Annotated in this window: 23 protein-coding genes; 7 read left to right on the top strand and 16 right to left on the bottom strand. The window is 50.4% G+C overall.

Annotation, left to right across the window (positions count from 1 at the left end):
• The first annotated feature begins 7 nt into the window (after positions 1 to 7).
• The 3 genes from O4H47_RS06410 (at position 8) to O4H47_RS06400 (ending at position 3,423) form a co-directional block, all read left to right on the top strand.
• Complete coding sequence (locus tag O4H47_RS06410) at positions 8 to 1,003, top strand: DctP family TRAP transporter solute-binding subunit (protein WP_269393129.1); 996 nt, start codon at positions 8 to 10, stop codon at positions 1,001 to 1,003.
• A gap of 111 nt (positions 1,004 to 1,114) precedes the next feature.
• Entirely contained in the window at positions 1,115 to 1,804 is a 690-nt protein-coding gene (locus O4H47_RS06405) for a TRAP transporter small permease (RefSeq protein ID WP_269393128.1), read from the top strand.
• Positions 1,804 to 3,423 carry a TRAP transporter large permease gene (locus O4H47_RS06400; RefSeq protein WP_269393127.1) on the top strand — a complete coding sequence of 540 codons (1,620 nt, stop codon included), beginning with the start codon at positions 1,804 to 1,806 and terminating at the stop codon, positions 3,421 to 3,423. Before O4H47_RS06405 ends, O4H47_RS06400 begins: the two co-directional genes overlap by 1 nt.
• 126 nt (positions 3,424 to 3,549) lie before the next feature.
• On the opposite strand, the gene O4H47_RS06395 is transcribed toward O4H47_RS06400, so the two are convergent.
• The 7 genes from O4H47_RS06395 to O4H47_RS06365 form a co-directional block, all read right to left on the bottom strand.
• On the bottom strand, positions 3,550 to 5,004 hold the full coding sequence (locus tag O4H47_RS06395; RefSeq protein ID WP_269393126.1) for a protein adenylyltransferase SelO: 1,455 nt from the start codon (positions 5,002 to 5,004) through the stop codon (positions 3,550 to 3,552).
• Between the two features lie 489 nt (positions 5,005 to 5,493).
• Positions 5,494 to 6,315 (bottom strand): ABC transporter ATP-binding protein, encoded by an 822-nt coding sequence (locus tag O4H47_RS06390; RefSeq protein ID WP_269393125.1) that lies wholly within the window; start codon positions 6,313 to 6,315, stop codon positions 5,494 to 5,496.
• On the bottom strand, positions 6,312 to 7,163 hold the full coding sequence (locus O4H47_RS06385; protein WP_269393124.1) for an ABC transporter ATP-binding protein: 852 nt from the start codon (positions 7,161 to 7,163) through the stop codon (positions 6,312 to 6,314). The genes O4H47_RS06390 and O4H47_RS06385 overlap by 4 nt, the downstream gene beginning before the upstream one ends.
• A 4-nt stretch (positions 7,164 to 7,167) precedes the next feature.
• On the bottom strand, positions 7,168 to 8,094 hold the full coding sequence (locus O4H47_RS06380; RefSeq protein ID WP_419719602.1) for an ABC transporter permease subunit: 927 nt from the start codon (positions 8,092 to 8,094) through the stop codon (positions 7,168 to 7,170).
• A 10-nt stretch (positions 8,095 to 8,104) separates the two neighbouring features.
• Positions 8,105 to 9,112, bottom strand: coding sequence for an ABC transporter permease subunit (locus O4H47_RS06375; protein ID WP_269393123.1), 1,008 nt, complete (start codon positions 9,110 to 9,112; stop codon positions 8,105 to 8,107).
• A gap of 72 nt (positions 9,113 to 9,184) precedes the next feature.
• Positions 9,185 to 10,783: an ABC transporter substrate-binding protein gene (locus tag O4H47_RS06370; protein WP_269393122.1), complete on the bottom strand. Its 1,599-nt coding sequence runs from the start codon at positions 10,781 to 10,783 to the stop codon at positions 9,185 to 9,187.
• A gap of 157 nt (positions 10,784 to 10,940) precedes the next feature.
• Positions 10,941 to 11,789 carry a glycosyltransferase family 2 protein gene (locus tag O4H47_RS06365; RefSeq protein ID WP_269393121.1) on the bottom strand — a complete coding sequence of 283 codons (849 nt, stop codon included), beginning with the start codon at positions 11,787 to 11,789 and terminating at the stop codon, positions 10,941 to 10,943.
• 210 nt (positions 11,790 to 11,999) lie between these two features.
• On the opposite strand from O4H47_RS06365, the gene O4H47_RS06360 reads away from it, so the two are divergent.
• Positions 12,000 to 12,422 carry an Hsp20 family protein gene (locus O4H47_RS06360; protein WP_269393120.1) on the top strand — a complete coding sequence of 141 codons (423 nt, stop codon included), beginning with the start codon at positions 12,000 to 12,002 and terminating at the stop codon, positions 12,420 to 12,422.
• A 69-nt stretch (positions 12,423 to 12,491) separates the two neighbouring features.
• Positions 12,492 to 12,749, top strand: a complete 258-nt coding sequence (locus tag O4H47_RS06355) for a DUF1150 family protein (protein ID WP_269393119.1) — start codon at positions 12,492 to 12,494, stop codon at positions 12,747 to 12,749.
• A gap of 20 nt (positions 12,750 to 12,769) precedes the next feature.
• On the opposite strand, the gene O4H47_RS06350 is transcribed toward O4H47_RS06355, so the two are convergent.
• From O4H47_RS06350 to hpf, 3 genes are all read right to left on the bottom strand, one after another.
• On the bottom strand, positions 12,770 to 13,153 hold the full coding sequence (locus tag O4H47_RS06350) for a YbhB/YbcL family Raf kinase inhibitor-like protein (protein ID WP_269393118.1): 384 nt from the start codon (positions 13,151 to 13,153) through the stop codon (positions 12,770 to 12,772).
• An 85-nt stretch (positions 13,154 to 13,238) separates the two neighbouring features.
• Positions 13,239 to 13,706 carry a PTS IIA-like nitrogen regulatory protein PtsN gene (gene ptsN / locus O4H47_RS06345; RefSeq protein WP_269393117.1) on the bottom strand — a complete coding sequence of 156 codons (468 nt, stop codon included), beginning with the start codon at positions 13,704 to 13,706 and terminating at the stop codon, positions 13,239 to 13,241.
• A gap of 39 nt (positions 13,707 to 13,745) precedes the next feature.
• Positions 13,746 to 14,312: a ribosome hibernation-promoting factor, HPF/YfiA family gene (gene hpf, locus O4H47_RS06340; protein WP_269393116.1), complete on the bottom strand. Its 567-nt coding sequence runs from the start codon at positions 14,310 to 14,312 to the stop codon at positions 13,746 to 13,748.
• A gap of 361 nt (positions 14,313 to 14,673) precedes the next feature.
• Between hpf and O4H47_RS06335 the strand changes: the two genes are divergently transcribed.
• Complete coding sequence (locus tag O4H47_RS06335; RefSeq protein WP_419719601.1) at positions 14,674 to 15,609, top strand: glutaminase; 936 nt, start codon at positions 14,674 to 14,676, stop codon at positions 15,607 to 15,609.
• A gap of 19 nt (positions 15,610 to 15,628) precedes the next feature.
• Here O4H47_RS06335 and rpoN read toward each other — a convergent pair whose 3' ends face one another.
• From rpoN to O4H47_RS06310, 5 genes are all read right to left on the bottom strand, one after another.
• Positions 15,629 to 17,143: an RNA polymerase factor sigma-54 gene (gene rpoN / locus O4H47_RS06330; RefSeq protein ID WP_269393115.1), complete on the bottom strand. Its 1,515-nt coding sequence runs from the start codon at positions 17,141 to 17,143 to the stop codon at positions 15,629 to 15,631.
• A 135-nt stretch (positions 17,144 to 17,278) separates the two neighbouring features.
• Positions 17,279 to 18,022, bottom strand: coding sequence for an LPS export ABC transporter ATP-binding protein (lptB, locus tag O4H47_RS06325; protein WP_269393114.1), 744 nt, complete (start codon positions 18,020 to 18,022; stop codon positions 17,279 to 17,281).
• 2 nt (positions 18,023 to 18,024) lie between these two features.
• On the bottom strand, positions 18,025 to 18,519 hold the full coding sequence (locus tag O4H47_RS06320; RefSeq protein ID WP_269393113.1) for an LptA/OstA family protein: 495 nt from the start codon (positions 18,517 to 18,519) through the stop codon (positions 18,025 to 18,027).
• Positions 18,516 to 19,166 carry a hypothetical protein gene (locus O4H47_RS06315; RefSeq protein WP_269393112.1) on the bottom strand — a complete coding sequence of 217 codons (651 nt, stop codon included), beginning with the start codon at positions 19,164 to 19,166 and terminating at the stop codon, positions 18,516 to 18,518. The genes O4H47_RS06320 and O4H47_RS06315 overlap by 4 nt, the downstream gene beginning before the upstream one ends.
• A gap of 17 nt (positions 19,167 to 19,183) precedes the next feature.
• Positions 19,184 to 19,798, bottom strand: a complete 615-nt coding sequence (locus tag O4H47_RS06310; RefSeq protein ID WP_269393111.1) for a ribonuclease D — start codon at positions 19,796 to 19,798, stop codon at positions 19,184 to 19,186.
• A gap of 227 nt (positions 19,799 to 20,025) precedes the next feature.
• On the opposite strand from O4H47_RS06310, the gene mscL reads away from it, so the two are divergent.
• Entirely contained in the window at positions 20,026 to 20,451 is a 426-nt protein-coding gene (gene mscL / locus O4H47_RS06305; protein ID WP_269393110.1) for a large conductance mechanosensitive channel protein MscL, read from the top strand.
• Positions 20,452 to 20,510: 59 nt separating this feature from the next.
• On the opposite strand, the gene O4H47_RS06300 is transcribed toward mscL, so the two are convergent.
• Positions 20,511 to 21,551, bottom strand: coding sequence for a Leu/Phe/Val dehydrogenase (locus tag O4H47_RS06300; protein ID WP_269393109.1), 1,041 nt, complete (start codon positions 21,549 to 21,551; stop codon positions 20,511 to 20,513).
• Between the last annotated feature and the right edge of the window lie 12 nt (positions 21,552 to 21,563).

Below are 21,563 nucleotides of genomic sequence, written 5' to 3'. Positions count from 1 at the left end.
AACATCGATGTTCAAGAAACTACTCGTAGGCGCTGCGGTAACCGCAGGTCTTATGGCATCACCAGCTCTTGCGAACTGCGATAGCGGTGAGATCGTTATTAAATTTAGCCACGTAACGGCAGAAACTGGTCACCCAAAAGGTGAAGCAGCAGCAGCGATTGCGGCGCGTATCAATGAAGAAATGAACGGCACTGCCTGCATGGAAGTGTTTGCCAACTCAACATTGTTTGACGACAATAAAGTAATGGAAGCATTGCTGTTGGGCGACGTTCAAGTGGCTGCACCATCATTGTCAAAATTTGAAAGCTTCACCGAAAAATACCGCGTGTTTGATTTGCCATTCCTGTTCTCAGACATGAATGCGGTAAACAACTTCACGCAAGGTCCAGTGGGCAAAGATTTGCTGAACGCGATCAATGACAAAGGCTATGTTGGCCTTGGTTACATCTACAATGGTCTTAAGCACTTCTCAGCTAAGAAACCTTTGATTGCACCTTCTGATGCAGCAGGTTTGAAATTCCGCGTGCAAACATCTGATGTTGCTGTGGCAATGATTGAAGCTATGGGCGGTTCTGCCCAAAAACTAGCTTTTGCTGAAGTTTATGGCGCGTTGCAAACAGGCGTTGTTGACGGTCAAGAAAACACTTGGTCAAATATCTACTCAAAGAAATTCTTTGAAGTACAAGACGGTGTAACCGTAACCAACCACCAGCTTTTGACATATCTTGCGATCACTTCAACAGAGTGGCTTGATGGACTTGATCCAGCTGTTCGTGAGCAATTCCTGACTATTTTCAATGAAGAAGTTATTGCGGCAAACGCAAAAGCAACAGCACTGAACGAACAGGCGCGCGAGAACATCGTGGCTGCAGGTGGCGTTGTGCGTGAACTTACAGCTGAACAACGTCAAGCTTGGGTTGATGTTATGAAGCCAGTTTGGGCACAGTTTGCAGACGGTATCGGCCAAGATGTTATCGATGCGGCCGTTGCTGCAGGCATGTAAACTCATCTGAGTTATACACAAGGGCGGAGCGCGAAATTCGCGCTCCGGTCCCAAGTCTGGCACGATGCCCAGCATGATGCATCGTAATTTCGATTTTTTTGGGGAAAGACAATGGCTGCGACCTGGCTTTATGCGGGCACCGGACTGCTCATTCTTGCGCTTTTTTTAGCCGAACGGCGCTGGGAAAGCGCGGTAACGCGATTAGAAGAAAACATTCTTGCAACGCTTTTGGCGCTGATCACCATCATCTCATTTGTGCAAGTTGTTATGCGCTACGGGTTCAACACCACTTTTGGCGGCGCGCTTGAGTTGACGCGGATCATCTTTGCGTGGCTCATCCTTTTTGGCATGTCCTATGGCGTCAAAATGGGCTCACATCTGGGTGTTGACGCCTTTATCCGCATGTTGCCGGGCAAAGGCCTGCGCTATGTGGCGATCTTTGGTGCGGCGGCCACACTGCTCTATGCGGTTATGCTGATTTCGGTTGATTGGATGAAAATTTTTGGCGTCACTTCAAAAGGCGGCGCGGTTGTTTATTGGTCTAAAATGTATCAACTCCAGCTTGGTCTTGAAGACCTTAAATATCCAACGTGGATTTCAGAACCCTTGGGGCTTGAAGAGCGCGTGAAGCGCTGGATGGCCTATTTGATCTTACCCGTCGGGTTGGGGCTTTTAGCGTTCAGATCACTGCAAGCCATGATCCAGATAATTCGCGGCGAGCGCGAACTGATTATTGCGGGTCACGAAGCTGAAGATCTGGTTGCTGAAAACAAAGACGTCTTGAAAGGGGAGCAGGCATAATGGCTGCAACAATTCTCTTCGCCCTGGTCATCGGGCTCTTGTTCCTTGGGGTGCCGGTTGCGGTTTCGCTTGGGTTGTCCTCTATCATCGTCATTGCGTTTTTGTCGCACGACTCTATGTCATCTGTGGCGCTGCAATTGTTCAACTCTGCCCAACATTACACCTTGTTGGCGATCCCGTTTTTCATTTTGGCGGCGTCCTTTATGTCAACAGGCGGCGTTGCAAAACGCATCATCCGCTTTGCCATTGCAGCGGTGGGCCATTTCCGTGGTGGCTTGGCCATGGCTTCTGTTTTGGCCTGTATGATGTTCGCGGCTTTGTCGGGTTCTTCACCCGCAACCGTTGTGGCTATTGGCACGATTGCCATCGCGGGCATGATGCAAGTGGGTTACTCAAAAGAATTCGCGGCGGGCATTATCGCCAATGCGGGTACCTTGGGCATTCTCATCCCCCCATCAATCGTGATGGTGGTTTATGCTGCAGCAACGGATGTTTCTGTTGGTCGCATGTTCTTGGCCGGGGTGATCCCAGGGCTTGTGGCAGGTGCCATGTTGATGTTGGCCATTTATGTGGTTGCGCGCATCAAGAAGTTGCCAGCTGAACCCTGGAAGGGTTACGGCGAAATCTTACAAGGCGGCAAGCAAGCCGGTTGGGGCCTGTTCCTGATCGTCATCATTATCGGCGGCATTTATGGGGGGGTATTTACCCCAACAGAAGCGGCAGCTGTTGCGGCGATTTATGCCTTCTTCATTGCCATTTTTGTTTACCGAGATATGGGCCCGCTTAAAGACATCCCTTGGGTGCCAGAAGACGCGCCAAGCAAAACCCGTATCGGTTTTTCAGCAACGGTTTATGGCATTTCCTTGTTCGGGCTTTGGATGACCCTTTCATTCTTTGCTTTTGGCGACAGCGAAGCGGTTGGTTTCACTGTTCGGTTTTGGACAGGCCTTGGGGCTGGCGTTGCGGCTATGATCGCTTATACGATTTGGCGTGATCCTGAAGGCAGCTTGGCGCGGGTACCCTCTCACCTTGTTGCAGGCCTGCCGATTTGGGGCCGCAACCTTGGCATGATTTTTGGCAATTTCCCAACGGCCATGTTCCACAATGACACCCGCAAAGTGTTGGTGGATGCATCCAAAACAACGCTGATGTTGATGTTCATCATCGTCAATGCCTTGCTGTTTGCCCATGTTTTGACGTCAGAGCGTATTCCGCAAGCCATCACTGAATTGATGTTGGGCGCTGGCTTTAACTGGTTCACGTTCCTCATCGCGGTCAACATATTGTTGTTGATCGGCGGGCAATTCATGGAGCCATCTGGCTTGCTGTTGATCGTGGCACCCGTTGTGTTCCCTATCGCTATTGAGTTGGGCGTTGACCCAATCCATTTGGGGATCATCATGGTGGTGAACATGGAAATTGGCATGATCACACCGCCCATTGGGCTCAACTTGTTCGTGACTTCAGGGATAACGGGCATGAGTTTGCTTCAAGTGGTCAAGGCGGCCCTGCCATTCGTGGCAGTGTTGATGGTGTTCTTGGTCATCGTTACCTATTGGCCAGCGCTTTCAACCGCACTGCCCTATGCGATGATGGGACCAGAAATCGTCACGCGATAACAAAGAACATCCTCCCACCTAAAGGCGGCCCTCGGGTCGCCTTTTTTTTCCTCACACTGCGCACCGTTTGTTGATATGAATAGTGTCGCCACATCGCAATGAGATTAATGGCTCACGCGCGAAAACTCAGGTCCCGCAAAACGTCTGATGCACACGCTCATCGGGCGCTGGTGGTAGCGTGTAGGCGTGGTGAATTGGCTTATCCTCAAAAGGGGTCGCCAAAACTTCCATCAACTCGTGAAACAATGAAAAGTCGCCACGCGTTGCGGCTTGTATCATTGCTTCAATCCGGTGGTTGCGCGGAATGAAAGCTGGGTTCACCAACCGCATTAGGTTTTGGTCGATCCGTTTGCCCCCATCCGTATGGCGCAGCCAATTGTTGACCCAATCGGTGAGCGGCAATTGCGCCGCTCCAATTTCTGGGGCGGACAAGTCCAAGTTCGAAAGGGCACGGAACGTATTGGTAAAATCGGCGCGCGCCTGCTTCATCGTATCAAGCAATTCAATGGCGAGTTCATAGTCTCCAGATTGCTCTTCAACAATGCCGATTTTCTTGAGCAAACCGGCGCGAAACGCCAAGTCAAACTGGGCAGAAAATTCGTTGATCGCATCTTGGGCGAGCGCCAAAGCCTGGTCTTCATCCTCATGCAAAATTGGCAGCATGGATTGCGCGAGAACGCTCAGATTCCATTGGCCAATGCGCGGTTGGTTTTGATAGGCGTAGCGGCCCAAACTATCGATGGAACTAAAAACCGTTGCCGGGTCATATTGATCCATAAAGGCGCAAGGACCATAGTCAATGGTTTCGCCCGCAATGGAAACATTGTCGGTGTTCATAACCCCATGGATGAAGCCGATCAATTGCCAGCTGGCGATCAGATGGGCTTGACGCGATACCACGCGTTTGAGCAGTTCTAAATAGGGATATTCGGTCCCTTTGAGGTCAGGCTCATGCCGTTCTATTGAAAAATCGGCGAGCGCCATTAGGCCTTCTTTGTCGTCATGGGCCACAAAATATTGGAAGGTGCCAACGCGCACAAAGCTTTTTGCAACGCGCGTAATAATAGCGCCGGGCAATGGCGTTTCTCGGCGTACTTTTTCGCCCGTTGATACAGCGGCAAGGGCGCGCGTTGTGGCAATGCCCATGGCGTTCATGGCTTCAGACAAAACATATTCACGCAACACCGGGCCAAGCGCTGCGCGGCCATCCCCGTTGCGCGAAAAGGGCGTCGGGCCAGAGCCTTTCAGCTGGATATCGAAACGCTGGCCAGCTTTGTCAGTAACGTCGCCCAATAAAAGCGCACGCCCATCACCCAAACTTGGGTTCCAATGGCCGAACTGATGCCCCGAATAAGCCATGGCCAGCGGCACTGTGCCGGGCGCGGTCTGGTTGCCTGCAAAAATGGCAAGGCCGGCCTCAGCGGCCATTTGTGTGGCATCCAGCTGCAAGTCTTCTGCCAATAGCTTATTGAACGCAATCCAGCTGGGTTTAGCAACCGGTGTTGCAGGTTGCTCAGCGTAAAAGCGATCCGGCAGCTGTGCATAATGCGCGCCGAAAATTGGGGTGGTTTTGTCTAGCAATGTTAAGCCTACCTATCTCTAGATTGCTTGATAGCATTGTAGTGTTGATCGGCAAAATTAAAAGCAGGTGAGGCCTGTTTTTGCGCACGGTGTGTACCACAAATTGCATGACGCGCTAAACACACAAGTGTGTCCGCACTATGCGATTTGCTTCACCTGCGCGGGCGCGGCCTAAAGTTGGCCGAGGTCCTCAACAACAAGTTGTTTCGTCCATCTTATCCCTCGCTTGCACAGAATCTTTGAGACGCACCAATCGGCGGGGGTGCCGGGGTCGGGAGCGTAGCGACCAACGGCGGCAATGCAAAATGGCGGGGGGGGGCCGGGGAAGCGAACGCAGTTCGCGACGGCGGCAATGCAAAATGCTCGGAGGTGCCGGGCCAGCCTGCGCGGCGAGAGCGCGGCAAAGGCTGAGCGCAGCGCCCAACGGCGGCGCAACAAAAAAGGCGGAGCCAAGCCCCGCCTTCTTCAAACTCAAAATCAATCTAACAACTAGGCAACGCCCAACCGCTTCTTGATTGATTCAACCGTCGCGCGTGGCGTCGCCGCCAGCAAGGTTTTGGTATATTCGTGCTGCGGGTTAGAGAAGATCTCTTCGCGTGTATTTTGTTCAACAATCTCACCAAAATACATCACCATCACCCTGTCAGCGATATATTTTACCACGGACAAATCGTGCGAGATGAAGATATAGGAGAGGTTAAACTCGTCCTGCAAATCAGCAAGCAAGTTCAAAATCTGCGCTTGAACCGATAGGTCCAAAGCAGACACTGGCTCATCGAGTACCAATATTTTTGGCCGCAACATCAAAGCCCGCGCGATAGCGATCCGCTGGCGTTGACCACCGGAGAACATGTGCGGATAACGTCCATAATGCACAGGCTCAAGCCCGACCTTTTGCAACATTTCCATAGCCCGTTCACGACGTTCTTCAGCGCCCATATTGGTGTTGATCACCAAAGGCTCTTCAAGCACTTCGCCCACTTTTTGGCGCGGGTTCAAAGACCCATATGGGTTTTGAAACACGATTTGCATGCGCTGGCGCATTTCAGGCGTTGGTTTTTGATCGGCAATATTAATGTTCTTGCCTTCAATTTCCAACTCGCCCGATGTTTGCGCATCAATCATGGTGAGGATACGTGCCAGGGTAGACTTGCCGCATCCACTTTCGCCAACGAGTGCCAGTGTTTCGCCTTCTTTGACATCAAAGCTAATGCCCTTGAGGGCGTGAACCACATCGCCCGCTTTGAACATTGACCCCTTGGTGACATAGTCACGGGTAATGTCTTTGGCTCTTAGAATTGCGTCGCTCATGATGAGGCTCCTTCTTGCTCGAAGGTATCTGCAAAGTCAGAAACCGTTGGCAACCGATCACCTTCTGCCCGCTCAGGCAATGCCGAAAGCAGCGCTTTGGTGTAAAGGCTTTGTGGGTTTTCAAACAGTTCAAGCACGCCAGCTTCTTCCATCTGGCGGCCTTTATACTGCACCACAACCCGTTGCGCGGTTTCAGCCACAACACCCATATCGTGGGTGATCATGATCAGTGCCATATTGTTTTGCTTTTGAATATCCAACAGCAAATCAAGAATTTGCTTTTGGATGGTCACATCGAGCGCCGTTGTGGGCTCATCAGCAATCAACAATTTTGGGCTACATGAAATGGCCATTGCAATCATCACCCGCTGGCATTGACCGCCAGAGAGTTGGTGCGGGTAGCTTTTGAGCTTCTTAGCAGGGTCAGGAATGCCCACCAATTCAAACAGCTCAACAGAACGTGCTTGGCGTTCGCGCCCATTAAGGGACGTGTGCGCCTTAAGCATTTCATCGATTTGAAAGCCCACCGTAAAGCACGGGTTTAGGCTGGCAATTGGCTCTTGGAAGATCATCGAAATGTCTTTGCCGATGAGCTCGCGCCGTTCGCCTTCGCCAAGGTTTTGAATGTCCTTGCCTTCAAATGTCATCTTGTCGGCGGTAATGGTTGCGGTTTTCGGCAAAAGCCCCATCACTGCAAGCATGGCCACGGATTTGCCCGACCCACTCTCGCCCACAATGGCGAGAATGTCGTTTTGGTTGACGCTAAAATTGACTCCATCAACGGCCTTAAACGGGCCATCGGCTGTGTCAAAGGTCACGGTAAGGTTTTGGATTTCCAATACGTTCATGGCTCTAACTCCGCTTCAGTTTCGGATCGAGCGCATCGCGCAAGCCGTCGCCCACCAAATTGATGGCCAAAACGGTAACCAGAATGGCAATGCCTGGGAAGGTCACAACCCACCATGCCCGCAACACGAATTCACGCGCTTCAGCAAGCATTGTGCCCCATTCAGGGGTGGGAGGCTGTGCGCCCATGCCCAAGAAGCCAAGCGCTGCCGCATCCAAAATTGCTGTTGAAAACGACAAGGTTGCTTGCACGATCAAAGGCGCAAGACAGTTTGGCAAAATGGTTTTGAACATAAGCCGCATATGCCCAGCACCTGCCACTTTGGCAGAGGTCACATATTCGCGGTTGGCTTCGCTCATCACCGCAGCACGCGTTAAGCGGGCAAAGTGAGGTTGCAACACAATCGCGATTGCGATCATGGCATTCACAAGGCCTGGGCCCAAAATCGCCACCAGCACCAAGGCCATCAACAAGGATGGAAACGCAAGGATGATATCCATCACCCGCATGATGATCCCATCAACCCAACCACGGAAATAACCCGCCACAAGGCCAATGATGATGCCGCCGGTCAAGGAAATCGACACAACGATTACCCCAATGAACAGCGAAAAGCGCGAACCATGAATTAGGCGAGACAGCATGTCTCGACCCACTGCGTCGGTGCCAAGGATGAATTTCCAGCTGCCACCAGTTTCCCAAACAGGTGGCATCAAAAATGCGTCGCGATATTGGTGACCCGCATCGTGCGGGGCCAACCAAGGCGCAAAGGCGGCCACAAAGACCATAATGCCAACAATCACGAGACCGATTACGGCCCCTTTGTTGGCGCTAAAGTAATGCCAAAACTCGTTGAGCATTTGCAGTTGCGCATTGCGCGCTTCTGCTTTGACAACGGTTTGGTCAACTTTTGTTGTTTGTGTATCAGTCATCTTGATATCCTCACTGATGCCTGATGCGCGGGTTGATGAAGCCATAGAGCACGTCAACAGTGAGGTTTACCACCATCACGATCAGCGCAATCAGCACCAAGCCACCCTGCACAGACGGGTAATCCCGTCTAAAAATACTATCAACCATCCACTTGCCGATGCCCGGCCAAGAGAAAATGGTTTCGGTCAAAATCGCCCCAGCAAGCAAAACACCGACCTGTAGGCCGATGGTGGTGATCACCGGAATAAGCGCGTTACGCAATGCGTGCACGCCAATAACCTGCATTTGCCCCAAGCCCTTGGCCCGCGCGGTGCGCACATAGTCTTCGCCCAACACTTCTAGCATGGCTGAGCGGGTTTGGCGCGCAATCACTGCCAATGGAATTGTGCCCAGCACAATGGTTGGCAAGATCAAATGCATAAAGGCGGATTTAAATGCCCCTTGTTGTCCCGACAGGAAACTATCGATCAGCATAAAGCCGGTGACTTGTGGGAAATAATAGAGAAGCGAAATCCGGCCCGATACTGGTGTCCACCCCAATGTGCCTGAGAAGAAGATGATGAGCAAAAGCCCCCACCAAAAAATCGGCATAGAGTAACCAGCAAGCGCGATGCCCATGGTTGTTTGATCAAACCATGACCCGCGTTTTACAGCGGAAATAATGCCAGCTGGAATGCCCAACAATACCGCAAATATAATCGCACAAAGTGCAAGTTCTATTGTGGCGGGAAAGAGGGTCAAAAACTCGTCCAGAACAGGGCGTTTGGTGGCAATCGATGTGCCAAAATCACCTTGAAACAGGTTGACCAAATAGGTGAAATATTGCTCCCAAATTGGCTTATCAAAGCCAAACTGGACCAGAAGCTCTTGATAGCGCTCTGGCTTAACCCCGCGCTCTCCTGCGAGCGCTAGGATTGGATCCCCCGGTAGAACACGAACGAAGCCAAAAGCCACAATCGTGATCCCGAAAAATGTTGGCACAATCATGGCCAACTTACTGATGATGAATTTGAACATTCTTTTTTTCTAAGAAAACAGGCGCTGTTCAATACAGCGCCTGCTTCAGTCCCCTTAAGTTCGATCCAAGACCTACTGGTCTAGATCAACACCGTCAAACCAGTGACCGCCCAATGGGTCCATCACATAACCTTTAACTTTCTTGGACATTGGCATGAACACTGTTGAGTGCGCAATAGTCGCCCAAGGTGCTTCACGCTTAAACACAACCTGTGCTTCTTCATAAAGCTTAGTACGTTCTGCAGCGTCTGAAACAGTTTTCGCTTTAAGTGTCAAAGCGTCAAACTCTTCGTTACACCACTGAGCGCGGTTTGAACCACCAACACCATCACAGCCCAAAAGAACCGCTAGGAAGTTGTCAGGATCACCATTGTCACCAGTCCAACCAAGTAGAACCGCACCTTTACGATCCAATTCTTTCGAACGTGCAAGGTACTCACCCCACTCGTAAGAAACGATTTGAACGTTTACGCCAACTTCAGCGAAATCGGCTTGGATCAATTCAGCCATACGACGAGCATTTGGGTTGTATGGACGCTGAACAGGCATTGCCCAAACTTCCATTTCAAGACCAGATACGCCTTCAGCTTCAAGCATAGCTTTTGAAGCAGCTGGATCATATGCATCGTCTACGATTGCGTCGTTGTAAGACCACATGGTTGGTGGAATTGGGTTTTTAGCAGCTGAACCAGCGCCTTGGAATACAGCATCCAAGATCGCTTGTTTGTTGATTGCCATGTTCAACGCTTTACGTACTTTTGCGTTGTCAAATGGTGCCACTTGCGTGTTGTACGCAAGGTAACCAACGTTCAAGCCTTGCTGTTCCATCATAACCAAGTTGCTGTCAGCTTTTAGGCCTTCAATATCAGCAGGGTTAGGATATGGAGCAATGTGACATTCGCCCGCTTTCAACTTTTGGCCACGAACCGCAGCGTCAGTTGTAATTGCGAATACCAAATCATCGATTGGCTGCTTGCCACCCCAATAGTCGCCGTGCGCCGCATAACGGATCACTGCATCTTTTTGGTATGCAACAAAGCTAAATGGACCTGTGCCCACTGGCTCTTGGTTGAGCATTTCTTGTGTGCCAGATGCAGTCAACTGATCTGCATATTCTGCAGAAACGATTGAAGCAAAATCCATTGCAAGGTTTGCAACCATTGGCGCTTCAGGACGTGTCAAAATGAACTTCACAGTGTAATCGTCAACTTTAACGATATCGCTGATAAGGTCAGGCATAGACATGCCGTTGAAATATTCCCAAGAGATGCCTGGTACATATTCGTACCATGGGTGATCAGCGTTGCGCTGACGATCAAATGAGAACAATACGTCGTCTGCATTGAAATCGCGTGATGGTGTAAAGAAGCTCGTTGTGTGGAACTTCACGCCTTTACGAAGGTTGAAGGTATACTCCAAACCGTCTTCAGACACTTCCCAGCTTTCAGCCAAACCAGGAATAACCTGCGATGTGCCGCGCTTAAATTCAACCAAACGGTTGTAAAGTGGCTTAGAAGACGCATCAAAAGTTGTACCTGCTGTGTAAGGTGCAACGTCGAAGCCTTCAGGCGAACCTTCAGAACAATATACGAGTGTCTTGGCATAGGCTGAGCCCATAACCGTTGCACTCATGAGAGCCGTTGCTGCCAACAGCTTTCCAAATTTCTTCATGATAATGTTTCCCTCCAATTATCATTTGCGGCACTCGGACGCCGCAAGCAGACGTAACAAAGCTTCTTTTGACGATTGGTGCAACCACAAATCAAAAAAATTTTGATGTAATTGTCTGACAAGACTCACATTTTATCAATAAAGCCCTGAATCTTGATCAGCCAGTAAAATCTCGTAGCCTTGATTCGAGGTGATCTTCGAACAAAAGGTCGCTTTTCCGGCGTTTTGCCGCATCAAACTGGTTCTCAGCTTTAAGTGAGAGTTCAAGGAATGAGATCAGGCCGCTTTGGGCACTTGTACCGCCTGCAAGGGGATAGAAACCCGACCGAAGCCGGTCCAGCAACAATCTTTTGATTCGCACATACCGCTGGCTCGCTTCAGGCCCCATACTGATGGATTGGACCTGTTTAAAATAGCGGTGTAACGGCAAAGCAAGGTGGAAGCTGCCATCCACATGGCAAAAAGCGCTCAGCATCAAACCAAGGTCAACAAGACACGGCAATTCCACGTCATATTCGACCGGAATTTTCTCACGGTCGTGGGCCACCATACTGTCCATTGAGATATTGGTGAATTTATACGCGCCTGCGCTCAACTTGCGGTTTTTGCCCACACACCCCACCTGTCGCAAATGTTCGCCCTTGTTGGTCACAACTTCTAAGCCCGTTGTGACCAGGGGGTGAAACTCTAGCGCTTTGGCCACCAGTTCCAATTTGGTTGGTACAAATTGGTCGTCAGCATCTAGCACAACTATATAGCGGCCTTTGGCTTTGTTTATGCCGATGTTTCGCGCGTTCGATGACCCTGTGCCGATCGCGCCCGTTTCGGTAAAAACCAGGCGCGCATCATTAATGGCATTTTCGCGCAAAAACTCTTCATAATTGAATTGATCATCACTTGAGATCACCAGCTCAAAATTCTTGTGTGTTTGTGTCAGGGCGCTGTGCACACTGGCAATGATTGTGTTTTGGGCCTTAAAGGCGGGCATAACGACGGATAAAAACATGAACAAACCTTATGAGGCTTTGGGCATCAACGGCAACAGGCCTTTATCAAGCGCGTCGCGGTCAAAGGGATTTTATCCTACACTCTTGAACTTTAGCGCAGGCCAACCATATCATGGATACAGGCGCCGCTTAGCGGGTCTAAAAAGTTGCTTTGAACAAAGGACGGTTGAGCGTTTGGCCTTGGTGCATATGCTCTTACGAAAAACAATATGTCACGTATGTCATTCTTCTCCTCCCCATTTTTGCTCGGCTTTGACGAGTTTGAACAGCGATTAGACCGGTTGGCCAAGGCTGCTGACGGCTATCCACCTTACAACATCGAACGCGTTGCTGCAGAAGACGGATCAGAAACCTTTCTGATTTCGATCGCTGTGGCTGGCTTTGGTGAAGATGAATTGGAAATCACACTTGAAGACAATCAGCTTTTGATCCGCGGACGACAGTCCGATGATCCAAAACGCGAGTTTTTACATCGCGGCATTGCCGCGCGACAATTCCAACGCAGTTTTTTACTGGCCGAGGCCATGTTGGTTGAAGGCGCTGAACTGCGCGATGGTTTGCTCAATGTCATGATCCGCCGACCCAATATTGAAAAGGTCGCCAAACGGATCAAAATCAAGTCCGCCAATTAAATCAGCCAACTTGGGTTTTGCACGTGATCACAGATCAAGTGCGCCCAAATCTACGTCAGGAGTAAAGATATGGCCCAGCACACCCAACAAACCCCTTTGAGCAAAGAAGACTTTTTGGCGCTTGGAGAAGATAAAATCGTTTACCGCCGTCATCTGACCGGCAAGCAGCTTAAAACCATGTTTCCAGAGGCAAAAGATGCGCCCGAGCAAGCAGAGTTTGAAGCCCTATTCGCAGCAGATGGCACCCCTGTGCTGATCACTGATGACAGCGCTGCATTGCGCCAATGGTTAGATGACACTGGTCACAATGTGACCGTGCGGCACTAAGCCAAACAAGTCTTTGATGCCTATTCGGGGAAATAGCGCACTGCCTTTGCTGTGCCCAATTTGTCGCCGTAAAAGTCCAAGGCGGTCATTGTCCATTGATATTCGTGTTTGCCGTTAGGCGGACATGGCCCTTTATAGGTAAAAGCACCGGCGTCAATAAGCGTTTCTGCATCATAACTTATGGTGCCCCCGCCGTGACTAAAGCCGGGTGCATCTAGGTCTTTCAAACTAAACTTTAGTTTCTGCGTGCCCTCGGGCACGTCTTTGACTTCAAAGACCGGGCTATCAATGACATCCGGCCAGCCCGTATTGCAGGCGGGCGTATCGCCCCATTCAAATGATAAATCCATTGCGATTGCCGTGCTTGGCAAAAGCATGGCCGTAGCGAGCAATAAACGAAACATTTGGCGCTCCCATATTCTTAAAACAAAGAATTATGGTGCGCCCCACGATAGGGATTGTCAATTTGTTGGGGGTGCCAGAAATGGCTTAGGCTGCGTCTGAGTGGCCCTTAGCGCGGGTCAAAAGCTGATAAAGCTCTTTGGCGTCGCGGGTTTTGCGGGCTTCTTGGGCAACATTGTTTGAGCGCACCAGACGGGCGATGCGCGACAAAGCTTTCAGGTGGTCGGCGCCCGCGCCTTTGGGGGCGAGCAGCACAAACGCCAAATCAACAGGCTTGTCATCAACAGCGTCAAAATCAATAGGATGGTCTAGTCGCACAAAGACGCAAGTAACGCCCTTTAACCCATCGATTTTGCCGTGGGGGATGGCGATTCCCTCGCCAAGCCCCGTTGTGCCCAGTTGTTCACGTTCGGTCAGCGTTTTAAAGATTTGAAGGGCATCACCGCCAACAAGTTCAGCAGCTTTGTCCGCTGCAAGTTGCAGCAGTTGCCGCTTACATGTCGCCTTGGCACAGGGCACAATGGCTTCCTTTGTAAGGATGTCAGCGAGTTCCATTAAAAATCTCTCGTTCGTCGAACACCGAAGTGGCGCGTTTTAAGCGTCTTGCTGTGCTGGGTCAACCCAGCCGATATTTCCATCAGCCCGGCGATAAACCACATTAACGCGTCCATGTCCAGCATGGCGGAACACCAAGACGTCCTGTTGAGACAGGTCGAGCTCCATAACAGCTTCACCAACACTTATGGAATGTAGGTCTGAAGTTGATTCGGCGATGACCGCTGGAGAGAAGTCTTCTTCAACCTCTTCTTGCGATTCTGGCGATGCCAAAACGTACGACTGTGCGGTGGGCACATTGCCCGCTACACGGCGATGGTTTTTCAGTTTGCGCTTGTAGCGACGAAGCCGTTTTTCAATATGCTCCGCAGCTGTTTCAAAAGCTGAAGTGGCATCACCTGCCACGGCGCTAGCTTGCAGCACAACGCCTGTATCCAAATGAACGAGACAATCGGCACTGAACCGCTTACCCTCATGTTCCAATGTGAGATGTCCATCATAGCCGCCGTCAAAATATTTGGTGACTGCGGATTCGAGATGATCCAATGCTTTTGTGCGCAATGCATCGCCAACATCCATGTTCTTGCCTGAAACACGTAAGTTCATTTTGTACCCCATTTCGTTAAAATTATTGAAGGGCTGAATAGCCGAGGACGAGTCCTCACAATTGAAAGTGTAACGCCCAAATCAGCGGAAACGCAATCAATCAATTTTATGATTATCTCGTCTAAATCCCTTCCATGCGATTAAAAAAAACGCTACCATCTTTAGCTATGCACTTGTGAATCACACCGCTTTTCGCGGCGCAGTTAATGTTTTGCAAAATTCCCCTCAATTGCCGTTGATCTGCATCAGGAAGTACGTGTTTTGTGCTGAGGTTGAGCAATTGTGTACCAATTCATCAAACAAGGGTTTCCAATCACCTCTCAAATTGCTTGAGTGGAGCGCTTAGTGTTGAGGAGTTTTTGTGAGCCAATCGTTAGATGAGATCAAATCGGCACTTCAACGCGCAATCGAGCGGGCCGAACAAACCAAAGAGCGGGGCAAAGTCGCCGCCTATATTCCCGAATTGGCAAAAGCCGATCCTCAAAAAGCCGGTATTGCGGTCACTTTGGCCAATGGCGAGACCATTAGCGCTGGGGACTGCAACCAGCAAACCACCATTCAATCTGTCTCCAAGGTCTTCACCCTAGCCCTAGCGCTCGGCACGGTTGGCGATCGATTGTGGAGCCGGGTTGGGCGAGAACCCTCGGGTTCCGCATTCGATTCGATTTTGCAGCTCGAACATGAAAATGGGGTGCCCCGAAATCCATTCGTCAATGCGGGGGCAATTGTGGTCACCGATTCGATTTTAACCAGCTATCAGCCCAAAGAAGCGTTGGCCCAAATTGTGAGCTTTGTCCGCGCGTTAGCCGAAGACGAAACCATTCATATCGATAAGGCCGTTGCCATGTCGGAGACCCAAACAGGACACCGCAACCGCGCGCTTGCGCATTATCTTGCTTCCCATGGCAATCTGCGCGACGAAGTTGACCTGACGTTGGGCGTTTATTTTCATCAATGCGCTTTATCGATGTCTTGCGTGCAGCTTTCGCGGGCTGGGCGCTTTTTGGCCTTTGGCGGGGGGCTTGGTCCGCAAAACGGGCAAATGGTGTCTGCAAAACGGGCCAAACGTATCGCCGCCATCATGTTGACGTGTGGGCATTATGATGGATCTGGCGACTTTGCATATCGGGTGGGTGTGCCGGCAAAAAGCGGCGTCAGCGGCATGATCTTGGCGGTTGTGCCGCATATTGCATCGATTGCTGTTTGGTCTCCGGGGCTGAACAAGCATGGCAACTCATTGATCGGCACGCAGATGCTGGAGCAAGTGGTCAACGAGTTAGATTGGTCGATTTTTTAACCCCAGCCAAAGGGCGCAACTAGCTCATCATGTCCCGTTTTTGTCGACGCCGAATGACGGACGATGGATAGCCCATGGCTTCGCGGTATTTGGCGACTGTGCGACGGGCCACCCCCATTTGAAATTTGTCATTCAAAATCACCGCCAATTTGTCGTCAGAGAGGATCTTTTTAGGGTCCTCCGCTTCAATCAATTGCCTGATTTCGTGCCGCACGGCTTCGGCTGAATGGTCCTCGTCGCCACTTGTAGAGCTTGAAATGGCGCTGGTGAAGAAATAGCGCAACTCAAACAGGCCGCGCGGCGTTGACACATATTTGTTGGCCGTCACCCTGCTGATGGTGCTTTCATGCATGTCCACCGCTTCGGCCACCATTTTGAGTGTCATCGGTTTAAGGTGTGACACCCCATGCACCAAAAATCCATCTTGCTGTCGGGCGATTTCACTGGTGACCTTAAGGATGGTTTGCGCGCGTTGATCAAGGCTTTTGGTCAACCAATTAGCGGTTTGCATGCACTCTTGCAAATAGGTCTTTTCTTCGCCCTTTTTGGCCTTTGCAGAGACCTCAGCATAATAGGTGCGATTGATCAAAACGTTGGGCAAAACATCATTGTTTAGTTCAATTTGCCATCCCCCACCATTCGCGGCGCGAATGTAAACATCTGGCACAACGGGTTGAATGGCCGATCCTTCAAACGAAGCACCAGGGCGCGGGTTGAGCCGTTTGATCTCGGTAAGCATGTCTTTGAGATCATCTTGGTCACAATTGATCAGCGCCATCAATTCTTTGAATTTGTGGGCCGCCACAAGGTCTATATTGTCCAGAAGCGCCTGCATCATCGGGTCCAGACGGTCTTTTTCGCGCAATTGAATGGCCAAACATTCAGGCACGTTGCGGGCGAATATGCCGATGGGGTCGCACCCTTGAATGGCTTCAAGCACCGCTTCAACATGCCCAAGTTCTGTGCCCAATTGCTCAGCGATTTGGTCCAAATCTTTGTCTAGGTACCCAGCCTCATTAAGGTTCTCAATGATCGCGCTGGCGATCAATAGATCCCCGGGGTGGCGCAAAATCAAATGAACCTGTTCAATCAGATGATCGCCGAGGGATTTTTGCGACGAAACATATTGGTCGATCTCTGCCTTTTCAGGGCCAACCCCTTGTCCGCGGCTTTCTTGGTAACTGGTGGTGGATTGAGAAACAGAATCTTGGCCCACCTGTTCGGGAAACAGATTTGAGGGGTCAGTATCCATCTCGCTGGCCACAGAAACAGCGCTTTCCATTTGTTCGGTTCGGCTTGAAATATCTTGTGCCGCATCGCTTGATGGTGTGCCATCCTGCTCACTGGGGCCATCGCCATCAGAATCCGCATTTGGGTCCGCGCGCTCCAGCAGTGGGTTGTGCAACAATTCGGCTTCAACAAATGTGCTCAGCTCAAGATGAGACAATTGCAAAAGCTTGATTGACTGCATCAATTGCGGCGTCAATTTAAGCGTTTGTGCTTGTCTTAGTTCAAGGCGTGGGCCCAGCGCCATTTGGTGGTGCTCCGTGAATGGAAATCAGGTCTTTAAGGAGAAAATGCCATGATTTGCATGCCCTATACAAGTTTCATGCCAAACAATCTGACAACAATATTTCAAACTTGTGAATATGTGGCTGGTGGGCCCAGACTAAAGGTGGAAATCTTGGCCCAAATATACGCGACGGGCTTCTTTGTCATTGGTGATATCTTCGGGGCGACCCTGCACCATCACTTGCCCACCATGGATAATATAGGCTCGATCCACCAGCCCTAAGGTTTCGCGCACATTATGATCGGTGATTAGAACGCCAATGCCTTTGTCGGTCAATTGTTTGACCAACCCTTGAATTTCACCCACCGCAATGGGGTCAACCCCGGCAAATGGTTCATCGAGCAACATAAAGGCAGGGTCTGCCGCCAAAGCCCGAGCGATTTCCACGCGACGACGCTCGCCGCCGGACAAGGCAAGCGCATCAACATCGCGGATGTGGGTAATGGAAAACTCTTCAAGCAGTTGATCCAAGCGTTCGTGGCGGGCCTTTGACGACTTCACATGGCCTTCTAGAATGGACAAAATATTGTCTTTAACGTCCATGCCGCGAAATATTGAGGGTTCCTGAGGCAAATACCCCATGCCCAATCGACCGCGCTGAAACAGGGGTAAGCCAGTGATTGGCCGCCCGTGTAGCAAAATCTCGCCATTGTCGGGGGCAACAATGCCCATGATCATTGAAAAGACAGTGGTCTTGCCCGCGCCATTTGGGCCCAATAGGCCAACCGCTTCGCCTCTGTTTACCGCAACAGACACGTCTCGAATAACCACTTTTTTGCCATAGGATTTAGCAAGAGAGTGGGCAACCAACCAACCTGTGGGATCAACTTCACCGGCCATGGTTAGTTCCCAGACCCAAAAGTGGCGGTTACGCGGCCATTGTTTTTGCCACCACCTTCAAACCGTGTGGTGTTGGTGCTCAGGTCAATGATCATTTCATTTGAATTGATCACATCATTTGACCCCGTTTGACTGGTCGAAACATTCCCAATAAGCGTGAGTGATTTTGTTGACGGGTCATAAATACCTCGGTCAGCAATCGCTTTTTGATTGCCAAACTCCACCCGAATGCGGCCATCTGCGGTGACCTTTTTCAAATCTGAAGGGCCGCCCTCTCCATAGGAGGCAATCAGCCGTGGGGCCCAGAGTTGAAAGGTTTTTTGTTTGGCGTATACGTTGCCAGTAAAGGTGGCCGTTTTGCTCTGCTGGTCAATTTCAAACAGATCCCCGGTAATATTGACCTGTTCGCTGGATTGCGCAAATCCGCTTGCGCTTCCTATCAGGAACACAACAATGCCAACAAAAACAAGATGGGCTATACTTTTTAGTCGCATCATTGCGAAACGTCCTTTTCGGGCGCGGGTATTAAAACCAGCGTAAAATCGGTGAATTCCCATTTTCCTTGCGCAGAATTGTACTTCATTGTGGCCGCATCAAGTGTTGAGCCATCAATAAAGTCAAATCGCACCCCATTCCCGCCAGTAAATCTCTGCTCAGAAAGGAAAATGACACCATTGCCGAGGCGCCCCTTATCTCCATTGCTCGATGAAATTTCAATGGGGGTTAGCATTTCTAAGGTTTCATCCAAAAAGTTGTAACGACCATCATCTGAAGTCGCTTTAGCGGTGGTGCCATCAGCGAACCAAAGATCGCCCACCATATCAACCAAGTCCACACTGTCTTGATTGGTCAACCCTGTTTCAGCGCTGTGAGCGGCAATACGGTAGCGCCCCCCATCACCAAGGGCACCTTTTGCCCTTGGAGCATCAATTATCAAACGATCACTATTGATGCGAACCGCGTCAAATTGTGCGGCTGGGAACAAGGTGCTTAAAACCATTGGCAACACCAAATAAGCGAACAAAACGGCACCTAGGATGGGTACAATTATGCGCAGAAATTTGACGATAAGATGCCGTCGTGCGATCCCTTTGAACGCACTTTCGATATCACGTTGGGCAATTGGTGCTGAATGATTGGCCATCGCCGCGCCTGGTTTGTTTAACTGTGCGCGAAGATATCTGTTTCTGGCCAGCCTGCCAAATCGAGCTGCACGCGGGTGGGCAAAAAGTCAAAACAAGCCTGCGCCATTTCCATTCGCCCTTCGCGTTTTAGCATACGGTCCAAGTGGCGGCGCAAGTCGTGCAAATATAGGACATCGCTTGCAGCATATTCGAGTTGCGCGTTGGTCAGCTTTTCCGCGCCCCAATCAGAACTTTGTTGCTGTTTGGACATATCGACCCCCAACAGTTCGCGCGAAAGGTCCTTTAAGCCGTGTCGATCTGTGTAGGTACGCACCAATTTTGAAGCAATTTTGGTGCAATAGGATGGCGTGGTTACAGTGCCAAAGGCATTATAGAGCGCAGCGATATCAAAACGGGCAAAGTGAAAGAGTTTGGTGCGCTCTTGATCGGCCAAAAGCTTTTGCAGATTTGGCGCTTCGGTTTGCCCCAGTTCAATTTTCACCACGTCTGCAGTGCCATCGCCCGGGGAAAGTTGGACCACACACAAGCGGTCGCGAAATGGGTTTAGGCCCATTGTTTCGGTGTCAATTGCCACTTGGCGCCCATAATTGTCTAGGTTTGGTAGGTCGCCGCTATGCTGCCGGATGGTCATTGGTTCACCTTTAACGCGTTGAAATCTTTGATACGATCTTTTACCGCACTGACCAAAAAAAGAAACGGTTTAATTTACGCACATCTTTGATTGTGTCGAAATGCCGAACGAATTGTTCACACAGTTTAGCCAATTGAAATATATTAAGTTTTTGTTATTGTTTTGCGCGAGGGCGCCAATAGGGGAGCGCACCGAAATACTAAAATGATAGGGGTTGAACAAACAACATGCTTAAAGAATTTAAAGAGTTTGCCATGAAGGGCAACATGATTGATCTGGCCGTTGGTGTGATCATTGGGGCTGCATTTGGTGCCATTGTTGGCTCACTTGTGGACGACGTGTTTATGCCTGTAATCGGTCTTTTGATTGGTGGCGTGGACTTTTCCAACATGTTTATTGTGCTTAAAGACGAAGCTGCTGGCAACTATGCCACTTTGGCCGCTGCGCAAGAAGCTGGTGCCGTTACCATGAACATTGGCCTGTTCGTGAATGCAGTTGTGAAATTCTTGATAATTGCGTTTTCCATCTTCTTGGTGGTCAAGGGCATTAATTCCATGAAGAAAAAAGAAGAAGCCGCACCTTCTGCGCCGCCCGCACCTTCAAAAGAAGAAGTGTTGCTTGGCGAAATTCGTGACCTGCTTGCCAAAAAGTAGTTCACTTGCATTTCCATGCAGTGAGGGGGTCGGCTTGCCGGCCCCTTTTCTTTGTTTGTTTAGGCTTTTGCCAAAATATTGTCGACCCACTGATCAGCCACAATATGGGGTAAAGCATGTGTCGTCGTTGCTTGGCTCAATATTTGGTCCGTTGTATCGGCCAGCCGAATGACTTTTTCTTCAACCCAAGCTTGCTCCGAAATCTTTAAAATTTCAGCGGCCACATTGATGATGCCCCCGCCATTGACCACATAATCGGGCGCATAAAGAATGCCCCTGTCTGCCAGCAATTGGCCGCAGTTTTCATCTGCCAATTGATTGTTGGCCGCCCCAGCAACAACTTTTGCTTTAAGCTGGGGGATGGAACCTGGTGAAATTGATGCGCCCATGGCGCAGGGGGCAAAAATATCAGCCTCAACCCCGTAAATGGCATCGGGGTCCACAATCCTTGCGCCAAAGCGTGAGCTGGCTTCTTCAATGGCTGTCGCATTGATATCTGTGGCCACAAGTTTGGCCCCCGCTTCATGCAGATGTGCGCACAAATGCATGCCCACATGGCCAAGGCCCTGCACAGCAACGGTTTTGCCCTTAAGGTCGTTAGTCCCTAAACCGTATTTGGCCGCCACTTGCATGCACAAAAACACACCCCGCGCGGTCACTGGCGAAGGATCGCCACTGCCAAATGGACCATCTGATAGGCCCGCTGCATAACTGGTGAATTTGGCCGCTTCAGCAATGTCCTCAACGGAAATGCCAACATCCTCTGCGGTGTAATAAGTACCAGCCAATTCATTGACGAATTTGCCAAACGCTTGCATCAACTCAGGCGTTTTGTCTTTACGCGGATCTGCAATAATCACCGACTTGCCGCCACCCAGTGGCAAGCTTGCCGCTGCGTTTTTGTAGGTCATGCCCTTGGCCAAGCGCAGTGCGTCGGTTTCGGCTGCGTCAATATTTTCATAATTGAACATACGGCAACCACCAGCCGCAGGTCCCAGTTTTGTGCTGTGAATGGCAATAATCGAGCGCAAACCCGTGGCATCATCACTTGCTAAAACCACCCGCTCATAGCCCGGTGCGTCAAGCTCTTTCAGTTTCATAACCCTAGTCCC

The organism is Maritalea porphyrae, assembly GCF_027213965.1.
In the GTDB taxonomy this organism is placed as follows: domain Bacteria; phylum Pseudomonadota; class Alphaproteobacteria; order Rhizobiales; family Devosiaceae; genus Maritalea; species Maritalea porphyrae_A.
The sequence above is the reverse complement of the archived record's forward strand: the minus strand, read 5'-3'. Positions and strand labels throughout refer to the sequence as shown.

Excerpts from the sequence above, each read along its gene's own strand:
- O4H47_RS06410 (WP_269393129.1), top strand. The coding sequence starts at position 8 with ATGTTCAAGAAACTACTCGTAGGCGCTGCGGTAACCGCAGGTCTTATG.
- O4H47_RS06365 (WP_269393121.1), bottom strand. The coding sequence starts at position 11,789 with ATGTTTTTATCCGTCGTTATGCCCGCCTTTAAGGCCCAAAACACAATC.
- O4H47_RS06375 (WP_269393123.1), bottom strand. The coding sequence starts at position 9,112 with ATGTTCAAATTCATCATCAGTAAGTTGGCCATGATTGTGCCAACATTT.
- O4H47_RS06370 (WP_269393122.1), bottom strand. The coding sequence starts at position 10,783 with ATGAAGAAATTTGGAAAGCTGTTGGCAGCAACGGCTCTCATGAGTGCA.
- hpf (WP_269393116.1), bottom strand. The coding sequence starts at position 14,312 with ATGAACTTACGTGTTTCAGGCAAGAACATGGATGTTGGCGATGCATTG.
- lptB (WP_269393114.1), bottom strand. The coding sequence starts at position 18,022 with ATGGCCGGTGAAGTTGATCCCACAGGTTGGTTGGTTGCCCACTCTCTT.
- O4H47_RS06385 (WP_269393124.1), bottom strand. The coding sequence starts at position 7,163 with ATGAACGTATTGGAAATCCAAAACCTTACCGTGACCTTTGACACAGCC.
- O4H47_RS06320 (WP_269393113.1), bottom strand. The coding sequence starts at position 18,519 with ATGATGCGACTAAAAAGTATAGCCCATCTTGTTTTTGTTGGCATTGTT.
- mscL (WP_269393110.1), top strand. The coding sequence starts at position 20,026 with ATGCTTAAAGAATTTAAAGAGTTTGCCATGAAGGGCAACATGATTGAT.
- O4H47_RS06400 (WP_269393127.1), top strand. The coding sequence starts at position 1,804 with ATGGCTGCAACAATTCTCTTCGCCCTGGTCATCGGGCTCTTGTTCCTT.
- O4H47_RS06355 (WP_269393119.1), top strand. The coding sequence starts at position 12,492 with ATGGCCCAGCACACCCAACAAACCCCTTTGAGCAAAGAAGACTTTTTG.
- O4H47_RS06350 (WP_269393118.1), bottom strand. The coding sequence starts at position 13,153 with ATGTTTCGTTTATTGCTCGCTACGGCCATGCTTTTGCCAAGCACGGCA.
- O4H47_RS06300 (WP_269393109.1), bottom strand. The coding sequence starts at position 21,551 with ATGAAACTGAAAGAGCTTGACGCACCGGGCTATGAGCGGGTGGTTTTA.
- ptsN (WP_269393117.1), bottom strand. The coding sequence starts at position 13,706 with ATGGAACTCGCTGACATCCTTACAAAGGAAGCCATTGTGCCCTGTGCC.
- O4H47_RS06315 (WP_269393112.1), bottom strand. The coding sequence starts at position 19,166 with ATGGCCAATCATTCAGCACCAATTGCCCAACGTGATATCGAAAGTGCG.
- O4H47_RS06405 (WP_269393128.1), top strand. The coding sequence starts at position 1,115 with ATGGCTGCGACCTGGCTTTATGCGGGCACCGGACTGCTCATTCTTGCG.
- O4H47_RS06360 (WP_269393120.1), top strand. The coding sequence starts at position 12,000 with ATGTCACGTATGTCATTCTTCTCCTCCCCATTTTTGCTCGGCTTTGAC.
- O4H47_RS06310 (WP_269393111.1), bottom strand. The coding sequence starts at position 19,798 with ATGACCATCCGGCAGCATAGCGGCGACCTACCAAACCTAGACAATTAT.
- rpoN (WP_269393115.1), bottom strand. The coding sequence starts at position 17,143 with ATGGCGCTGGGCCCACGCCTTGAACTAAGACAAGCACAAACGCTTAAA.
- O4H47_RS06380 (WP_419719602.1), bottom strand. The coding sequence starts at position 8,094 with ATGACTGATACACAAACAACAAAAGTTGACCAAACCGTTGTCAAAGCA.
- O4H47_RS06390 (WP_269393125.1), bottom strand. The coding sequence starts at position 6,315 with ATGAGCGACGCAATTCTAAGAGCCAAAGACATTACCCGTGACTATGTC.